At 27.2% G+C, this 2,466-nt stretch carries 2 protein-coding genes and 1 pseudogene; 1 reads left to right on the forward strand and 2 read right to left on the reverse strand.

The genetic code is table 11. The annotated features are described in order from the left end of the window. Positions 1 to 243, reverse strand: a pseudogene (locus KA824_RS09225) (protein rep); the annotation flags it as partial. A gap of 16 nt (positions 244 to 259) precedes the next feature. Further along, entirely contained in the window at positions 260 to 1,180 is a 921-nt protein-coding gene (locus KA824_RS09230) for a replication initiator protein A (protein WP_107524378.1), read from the reverse strand. 442 nt (positions 1,181 to 1,622) lie between these two features. Here KA824_RS09230 and KA824_RS09235 point away from each other — a divergent pair, with 442 nt between their 5' ends. Beyond that, positions 1,623 to 2,387, forward strand: a complete 765-nt coding sequence (locus KA824_RS09235) for a DUF536 domain-containing protein (RefSeq protein ID WP_107524379.1) — start codon at positions 1,623 to 1,625, stop codon at positions 2,385 to 2,387. Positions 2,388 to 2,466 lie beyond the last annotated feature (79 nt).

A 2,466-nucleotide genomic window follows, 5' to 3' on the forward strand; every position in this document is an offset into this window, starting at 1 on the left:
TGAATGTGCTTTTTCTTCTTCATCTGTTGTTTTATCTTCGTCACTTATATTAATTAAATTCCCATCTTCGGCATCATCTAAATTTAAAATTTTATGTTTTTGTTTAAGCAATCCACCATAACTCAACATACGTTTTCGATATAAACCTTTTTCTAAATCATTAACAATCTCTGAATCTTTTTCGCTATCTCCAGTTAAATAATCTGATGACTTAACCGAATATTTTGAGGTTTCTTTAATTGCTGTAAGCTCATTTGAATTATTCGTTAAAGATATTGTACTTAGGCATATTTTGACGACGCATATTAAGCGCATGTATCTCTTCTAGTTCAGCTTTAATCGATTGCATCAAATAACCTTGCATAGCTTCAACCGTTTCATTTTTTTGTAGCAACATCGCTTTAAATCGTTTTAAGACACTGACAAGTTCGAACTCCACGTCTTCTAAACGGTAATATGTATCATGAGCATTATTAAATGATTTTTTTCCTTTAAGTAAAACACTTTTAATAATACGAATTTCTCTAATTTCAAAATTACTTAAGTAATCTTTGATTTGTTGTGGCAATTCTTCAAGCACTTGGAATTTTAAGGCATCATTATTAAATTCAGTTTGTTGATGATTTGTATGATTCGAATGAGCGTTTTCAGAAATATTGCTAGTTGTATCATTCAAATCATTCGTATCATTAGTCTCAGTCTCTATATAATCAGTATTATTAAATTCAGTATCATTTGACTTAGAGTTTGTTAGTTCTTGAACTGACGATTCATTAGTTCTGGAACTAATGTTTTCTTTGTTCTGGAACTTAGAATTTATTAGTTCCTTGTCATATGTCGGTTCAAGTAAGTAAATTCTATTAGGTTTATTTAAACCTTGTCTTTCATTTATAATCAAATTGTACTTTTCTAACTCTTTTTTTAACTTAATAATTTTTGGTTCAGCATAATTTAAAATTGAACATAACTGTTTATTTGTATATAAAAGATAAATATTATTTTCTGAATCGACCCAGTTATTTAATCTTGATAGTTCAAAGCGATCTTTTAATAAAGCATACATAACTTTGGCTTCTGTAGGCATTTTAGAAAAATATTCATCTTCAAATAAAAATTTGGGTAGTTGATAAAAACGTAATGTTTCAAATTCACTGGCAGATATTTTTTTAAAGTTAGACATAATAAAAACCTCATTTCCTTTTTTAGAGTTGAGGTAATAAAACAATTTTTACGTAAGTTATATGTTTTGTGCTTGCACTTAGATGGTTAGATATATATAATACAAGTATCAAAAAAATATATAAATAAACGAACGCAAATCGTTTTTATTACCAGAGCCGATGCTACGCCAATAGCATTGGCTCTTTTAATTTCATAAAATAATATTAACACTTTTAAAGTTGTATATAAAGCGTTTTAAGTATAGTTAGAACGATATTTCATATATGACAAATTAACATTTATAATTAGGTAGTGAAATTAGGTAGTTCTAGCTACTTTTAGGTAGTAAATTAGACACTATAATAATTTTTAGGTACTAAATTTAGGCGGTAAAAGATGAAAAAAATATAATTAGATGGTAAAATTAGGTAGTAAATTAGGTACCTAAAGAGAGGGTCATTATGAAAACTATTAAAATGTTAGCTGACGAATTAAAGGTAACTAAACAAACTATTGTTAATAATGCTAAAAGTTTGAACATTACTTTTGAAAAAGAAAATGGTATTAATTATATTAATGAGAAAGATTGTCTAAAAATTGTAAATAAAATAACAAAAAAAGAAGATACAACGAAAAGTAAAATTTCAAATAGTAAAGAAATATTTAACGAAGACGTTACAAAATTTAAAAATGAAGAAGATAATTATTCAAATAACTCTAATACATTAAAAACAAAAGTAAATGAATTAGAAAAGCAACTAGAAATATTTGAAACCCGATCTAAAAATGATGAGAAATATATTGAGAATTTAACAAAGCAGTTAGATCAACAAAATAGTAATGTTAATACACTGAATAAACTATTGGAAAATCAACAAATATTAGCTTTAGAAAGTAATAAAAAGATTCAGAAACTAGAGAATCAGTTAGAAGAAGAAAGACAACTTAATTATTCTTTTGATACGTCTCCTAATGAGAGACAAAATGTTAATGTACAAGAAACAACATTTACTAGAGAGTCTAAAGATACTGATCAACAACAAGAATGGGAACAACCTACAGAGGCACAGCGTAAAGATATACCTGAAGAGAAAGAGGATGAAATTATCAACGAAGAACCATCCACAATAGACGATAAACAATTCGAAGAAATAGATAGTGAATACGAAGAAAGGGAAGAAAAACCACCTAAAAAAGGTTTCTGGAGCCGATTGTTTGGTAATTAACACAGTAAATAGCCCTACAAGTTTATAAGCTTGTAAGGCTATTATTTTTATTATTGGCACTTCTGATAATCATCGATTA

Origin of the sequence: Staphylococcus sp. GDY8P198P, from assembly GCF_017891615.1 — a bacterium.
Taxonomy (GTDB): Bacteria; Bacillota; Bacilli; order Staphylococcales; family Staphylococcaceae; genus Staphylococcus; species Staphylococcus cohnii.

Bases quoted from the DNA above. Each gene is read 5' to 3' on its own strand.
- KA824_RS09230 (WP_107524378.1), bottom strand. From the start codon at position 1,180: ATGTCTAACTTTAAAAAAATATCTGCCAGTGAATTTGAAACATTACGT.
- KA824_RS09235 (WP_107524379.1), top strand. From the start codon at position 1,623: ATGAAAACTATTAAAATGTTAGCTGACGAATTAAAGGTAACTAAACAA.